The sequence below is a fragment of the Streptomyces sp. NPDC089919 genome (assembly GCF_040684615.1).
In the GTDB taxonomy this organism is placed as follows: Bacteria; Actinomycetota; Actinomycetes; order Streptomycetales; family Streptomycetaceae; genus Streptomyces.
This window is the reverse complement of record NZ_JBFBGK010000193.1, coordinates 1-6267: the sequence shown is the minus strand read 5'-3', so window position 1 is coordinate 6267 and position 6267 is coordinate 1. Positions and strand designations below refer to the sequence as shown.

Sequence of the window (6267 nt, the reverse complement as noted above, 5' to 3'; positions counted from 1 at the left end):
GCCGGTGCAGGCCGATCCAGGCCATGCCGTCCTGCTGTTCGCGCAGCCGCCGGAAGGTCTCGGCGAGCGTCGCGGGGGAGGCGACCCGGCGGCCGCGCGGGTGCGCGGCGGGCCCGGCGGGTTGCCCGGCGGGCTCAGTCGGCGCGCTTGGAGAGGCGCACGACCCCGGCCGCGGCGTACGCCGCGTCCTCCTCCAGCGTCTCGTTCTCCAGCAGCGCGGCGGCCAGCGCGTCGAGCTGGTCGCGGTGCTCGCGCAGCAGCCGGCAGGCGTCGTCGTAGCACTCGTCCACGATCCGCCGCATCTCGCTGTCCACCGCGTCGAGGGTGGCGGGGGCGGCGGAGAGGCCGTACGCCTGCTGGGCGTCGGAGGGGATGGCGGTCAGCCGGCCGACCCGCTCGCTCATGCCCCACCGGCCGACCATGCCGCGGGCGAGGTTGGTGACCTGTTCGAGGTCGTTCTCCGCCCCGGTGGTGATGACGTCGTAGACGACCTGCTCGGCCGCCATCCCCCCGAGGGCGCCGATGATCCTGCCGCGCAGGTACTCCTCGGTGTACGCGTACCGGTCGGCGTCGGGGGTGGACAGGGTGACCCCGAGCGCACGGCCGCGGGGCACGATGGTGATCTTGCGGACCGGGTCGGCGCCGGGCTGGAGCATGCCCAGCAGGGCGTGCCCGCTCTCGTGGTAGGCGGTGCGCCGCCGCTCCTCGTCGGGCATGACCAGCGGGCGTTCGGCGCCGAGCTGGACCTTCTCCAGGGCGTCGGAGAGGTCGGTCTGGGTGACGGCCTGCTGCTGCCGCTTGACGGCGAGCAGCGCGGCCTCGTTGGCGAGGTTGGCCAGTTCGGCGCCGGTCATGCCGGGGGTGGTACGGGCCACCTGGGCGAGGTCGACGCCGCCGGCCAGGGGGATCTCGCGGGTGTGGATGCGCAGGATCGCCTCGCGGCCGCCGCGGTCGGGCGGCGAGACGGAGACGGTGCGGTCGAAGCGGCCGGGCCGGGTGAGGGCCGGGTCCAGGACGTCGGCGCGGTTGGTGGCGGCGATGACGACCACGCCCTCGGAGCCGGAGAAGCCGTCCATCTCGGTGAGGATCTGGTTGAGGGTCTGCTCGCGCTCGTCGTGGCCGCCCATGCCGGCGCCGCCGCCGCGGGCCCGGCCGATGGTGTCGATCTCGTCGATGAAGATGATCGCGGGGGCGACCTTGCGGGCCTCGGCGAACAGCTCGCGGACCCGGCTGGCGCCGACGCCGACGATCATCTCGATGAACTCGGAGGCGGAGGCGGAGAAGAAGGGCACCCCGGCCTCCCCCGCCACCGCGCGGGCCAGCAGGGTCTTGCCGGTGCCGGGCGGGCCGGCCAGCAGGACGCCGCCGGGCATCCGGGCGCCCATCTTCCGGTAGGCGTCGGGGTTCTTGAGGAAGTCGACGACCTCGCTGAGTTCGCCCTCGACCTCGTCGATGCCGGCCACGTCGTCGAAGGTGGTGCGCTTGCCCTCGGTGAGCTCGACCGGCTTGGGCGGGGCCTTGCGGCCGAGGCCGCCGGCGCCCATGGCGGATCCCATCCGGCGGGCGATGAGCACCCACAGGCCGATCAGCAGCAGCATCGGGGCGAGCGAGATCAGCAGGTTGGCCAGGAAGCTGCGGTGCTCGACGACCGGGGAGGCGGTGACGGTGACGCCCTTGGAGGTCAGGCTGGACCAGAGGTTGTCGTCGGCGAAGGCGGGGCGCTGGGTGACGAACTTCTTGTAGTCGCCCTTGCCGTCGGGGACCGGGGCGTCCTTCTTGAGCTCGCCCTCGATGGCGTCGCCCTTGGAGTAGATCTTCTCGACGTTGCCGGCCGAGACCTGCTTGCTGAACTCGGTGTACGAGATGGTGTGCTCGTCGCCCTCGTTGAAGAACGACAGCACGAGATTGGTGAGCAGGTACACGATCAGCGCGGTGAGGATCAGCCCGCGCCAGCCGCCCGGCATCTTCTTCTTGGGCGGCGGGGGCGGGGGTGCGCCCTCGGAGCGCCAGGGCGAGTCGGCCCTGGCGCGGGGCGGCGCGGGCGTCGGGCTGGGCACGGCGGACCTCCTCCGGCGGACTGGAGTCCGACACTACGGGACATACCGCCCGGATGTTCGCCGGCGTACCGCCGTACGGGGGACGCGAAAGGGCCCCCGCGCACGGCGGGGGCCCTTTCGCGTGTCGGACCGGTCAGCCCATGAACTTCTTGAACTCGTCGGGGAGTTCGAAGTCCTGGCCGCCCTGGCCGGCCGGCAGGCCGAAGGCGCCGCCCGGCTCGGCCTGCGGGCCCTGCTCGCGGCGGGCCGCGGCGGCGGCCTCCTCGGCCTTGCGCTTCATCGGGTTGCCGCTCTGGCGCTTGCCCTTGGCGGCCTGCTGCTTCTTCTTCTGGCGGCCGGGGCCGCCGCCCATGCCCGGGATGCCGGGCATGCCGGGCATCCCGCCGCCCTGGGCCATCCGGGACATCATCTTGCGGGCCTCGAAGAACCGCTCGACGAGGTTCTTCACGGCGCTGACCTCGACACCGGAGCCCTTGGCGATACGGGCGCGGCGCGAGCCGTTGATGATCGTCGGGTCCTGGCGCTCGGCCGGGGTCATCGACTTGATGATCGCCGCGGTGCGGTCGACGTCACGCTCGTCGATGTTGTTGATCTGCTCCTTGATCTGCCCCATGCCCGGCAGCATGCCGAGCAGCTTGGAGATGGAGCCCATCTTGCGGACCTGCTCCATCTGGGACAGGAAGTCGTCGAGCGTGAACTCCTTGGGGCCCTTGGCGAGCTTGGCCGCCATCTTCTCGGCCTCGGCCTGCGAGAAGGTCTGCTCGGCCTTCTCGATGAGGCTGAGCATGTCGCCCATGCCGAGGATGCGGGAGGCCATGCGGTCCGGGTGGAACGCGTCGAACTCGTCCAGCTTCTCGCCGTTGGAGGCGAACATGATCTGGCGGCCGGTGACGTGCGCGATGGAGAGCGCGGCACCGCCGCGGGCGTCGCCGTCGAGCTTGGAGAGCACCACGCCGTCGAAGCCGACGCCGTCGCGGAAGGCCTCGGCGGTGTTGACCGCGTCCTGGCCGATCATGGCGTCGACGACGAACAGGACCTCGTCGGGGCTGACCGCGTCGCGGATGTCCGCGGCCTGCTGCATCAGCTCGGCGTCGATGCCGAGGCGGCCGGCGGTGTCGACGATGACCACGTCGTGCTGGCGGGTCTTGGCGTACTCGACGGAGTCCTTGGCGACCTGGACCGGGTCGCCGACGCCGTTGCCCGGCTGGGGGGCGTACACGGCCACGCCGGCCCGCTCGGCGACGACGCTGAGCTGGTTGACGGCGTTGGGGCGCTGGAGGTCGCAGGCGACCAGCAGCGGGGTGTGGCCCTGGCCCTTGAGCCAGAGGCCGAGCTTGCCGGCGAGGGTGGTCTTACCGGCACCCTGGAGGCCGGCGAGCATGATCACGGTCGGCGGCTGCTTGGCGAACCGGAGGCGGCGGGTCTCGCCACCGAGGATGCCGATGAGCTCCTCGTTGACGATCTTGATGACCTGCTGGGCCGGGTTGAGCGCGCCGGAGACCTCGGCGCCGGCGGCCCGCTCCTTCACCTGCTTGATGAAGGCCCGCACCACGGGGAGGGCGACGTCCGCCTCGAGGAGGGCGATACGGATCTCGCGCGCCGTGGCATCGATGTCCGCCTCGCTGAGGCGGCCTTTGCCCCGGAGGTTTTTGAATGTCGCTGCGAGGCGGTCGGAGAGCGTATCGAACACGGTGGTCGCGAATCCTCGGGTCGGCGGAATGGTGGTCGCCCCCCAGGGTATCGGGCCCGGCGCCCGGCCGGACCCTGCGGGGCCGTTCCGCCCGTCAGGCCAGGGCCGTCTCCAGGGTGGTGGCGAGGGCGGCCGCGGCGGGGGCGGGGAGGGGGGCGCCCTGGGGGTCGGTGACGTAGAGGGTGTCCACGGCGTTGGCGCCCAGGGTGGAGACGTGCGCGCTGCGGACCCGGACGCCGCCGGACTCCAGGGCCCGCCCGATGCGGTGCAGCAGTCCGACCGCGTCGGGCGCCCGTACCTCCAGGACGGTGGCGGCGGCGGAGACGCCGGGGACCGCGGTCACCCGGGGCGCCGGCGGCACCACCCCCCGCCGCCGCGGGTAGGCGGCCTCCCGCTCGGCCAGCTTCGCCGGCACGTCCAGCGTCCCCTCCAGGGCCCGGACCAGGTCGGTGCGCAGCCGCGCGGCCTGCGGGAGGGCGCCGAACTCCGCGGCCACCCGCCAGCGCAGCGCCAGCACCTCCCCGCCCAGCTCCCCCGGCAGTTCCACCGAGCGCAGGTCGGCGGCGCGTACGGTCAGCCGGTGCAGGGCGAGCACCCCGGCCGCGGCGGGCAGCACCCCGGGCTGGTCGGGTACGGCCATCAGCAGTTCGACGCCCACCTCCTCGGGCTCCTCGGTGCGGGCCCGCAGCGCGAGGACCGGTCCCCCGGTGCGCAGGGCCTCCACCGCCAGCCGTTCCTGTTCGGCGGTGGGCGCGGCGGGGTCCGGCCCGGCGGCCGGGTCGCCGCCGCTGAGCACGGCGGCGGTCCGCCGGACCAGGTCGGCGACGAGCGAGCCGCGCCAGGAGCTCCAGGCGGCGGGCCCGGTGGCCAGTGCGTCGGCCTCGGTGAGGGCGTGCAGCAGTTCCAGGGTGCCGGTGGCGCCGACCGCCTCGGCGACGGTGCGGACCGTGACGGGGTCGTCGAGGTCCCGGCGGGTGGCGGTCTCGATGAGCAGCAGGTGGTGGCGGACGAGGGTGGCGAGGACGGTGACGTCCTCCTTGTCGAAGCCGATCCGGGCGGCCAGGTCCCGGGCGATGGTCTCGCCCGCCTCCGAGTGGTCGCCGGGCCAGCCCTTGCCGATGTCGTGCAGGAGGGCGGCGACCAGCAGCAGGTCGGGGCGGTGCACCCGGCGGGTGAGGGCGGCGGCGCGGACGGCGGTCTCGACGAGGTGGCGGTCGACGGTCCAGGTGTGCACGGGGTTGCGCTGGGGCCGGCAGCGGACCCGCTCCCAGTCGGGCAGCAGCCGGGTGATCAGCTCCTCGGCCTCCAGCGCCTCCCAGACCGGCACGGTGGGTTCGCCGGCGCCGAGCAGGGTCACCAGCTGTTCCCGGGCCTCGGCGGGCCAGGGCACCGGCAGCGCCTTGGCCTGGCCGGCGAGCCGGCGTACGGCGTGCGGGGAGACGGGCAGGCCGGCCTGGGCGGCGGCCGCGGCCAGCCGCAGCGGCAGCACGGCGTCGCGTTCGGGGCGGGCGGCCAGCGCGAGGACGGCCTCGCCGTCCTGTTCCACCACGCCCTCGGCGAGCGGGGCGCGTTCGACGGCGGCGGTCCGGGTGCCGAGCAGGCCGCGCAGCCGGGGCCGGGCGGAGCGGGCCCGCAGCACCCGGCCGACCTCGCGCCAGGTGACGTCCCCCGCGTACCCGACCACGCGCGCGGCCTCGTAGACCCGGCGCAGCAGGGCGTCGGCGTCGAGCACCCCGAGGTGGCCGGCGACCTGGTCCTGTTCCTGGAGGGCGAGCCGGTCGGTGGCGCGTCCGGTGGTCAGGTGGAGGGCGTCGCGGGTGTCGAGGAGGACGGCGCGGGCGGTGGCGAGGCCTTCGCGGGGGGCGTCGGCGAGCCAGGAGGCGGCGACGGCGCGCAGGGCGGTGAGGTCGCGCAGGCCGCCGCGGGCCTCCTTGAGGTCGGGTTCGAGGAGGAAGCGGAGTTCACCGGCCCGTTCGGCCCGGTCGCGGCACAGGTCGTGCAGTTCGGGCAGCCGCTTCGGCGCCTGGTTGCGCCAGTCGGCGAGCACGGTGGTGCGCAGGGCGGCGACCAGGCCGAGGTCCCCGGCGACCGGCCGGGCGTCGAGCAGGCCGAGGTGGGCCTTGAGGTCCTCGGTGGCCGTCTTGCGGGCCTGGGCAGGGGTGCGCACGGAGTGGTCGAGGGAGAGGCCGTGGTCCCAGACGGGGTACCAGAGCCGGTCGGCGAGGGCGGCGAGCGCGGTGGGGTCGGCCTTGCCGTCGTGCAGCAGGAGGAGGTCGAGGTCGCTGCGGGGGGAGAGTTCGGACCGCCCGTAGCCGCCGACGGCGACGAGGGCGGCGCCGGCCACCCCGGTCTCGCGGGCGGCGGCGGTGAAGAGGGAGGTCAGCCATGTGTCGGTGAGCCGGGCCAGGGCGGCACGGCGCGGCGGCCCGGGCTGCGACTCCTCCTCGAGGAGTCGATGACCCGGCCGGAGGCCTCGCTGGCGGCCAGCTTGGCGATGGCGGCCTTGGCGTGCAGGGTCTT

2 protein-coding genes and 1 pseudogene are annotated in these 6267 nt (G+C 74.5%); all 3 read right to left on the bottom strand.

The genetic code is table 11. The features are described 5' to 3' along the window. Nucleotides 1-134: 134 nt before the first annotated feature. Nucleotides 135-2057, bottom strand: a complete 1923-nt coding sequence (gene ftsH, locus AB0O40_RS37205; RefSeq protein ID WP_365050600.1) for an ATP-dependent zinc metalloprotease FtsH — start codon at nucleotides 2055-2057, stop codon at nucleotides 135-137. A 133-nt stretch (nucleotides 2058-2190) separates the two neighbouring features. Further along, a complete protein-coding gene (gene ffh / locus AB0O40_RS37200) occupies nucleotides 2191-3747 on the bottom strand; it encodes a signal recognition particle protein (RefSeq protein WP_365050598.1) in 1557 nt (518 codons plus the stop codon). 94 nt (nucleotides 3748-3841) lie between these two features. Then, nucleotides 3842-6202, bottom strand: a pseudogene (locus AB0O40_RS37195) ([protein-PII] uridylyltransferase); the annotation flags it as partial. Nucleotides 6203-6267 lie beyond the last annotated feature (65 nt).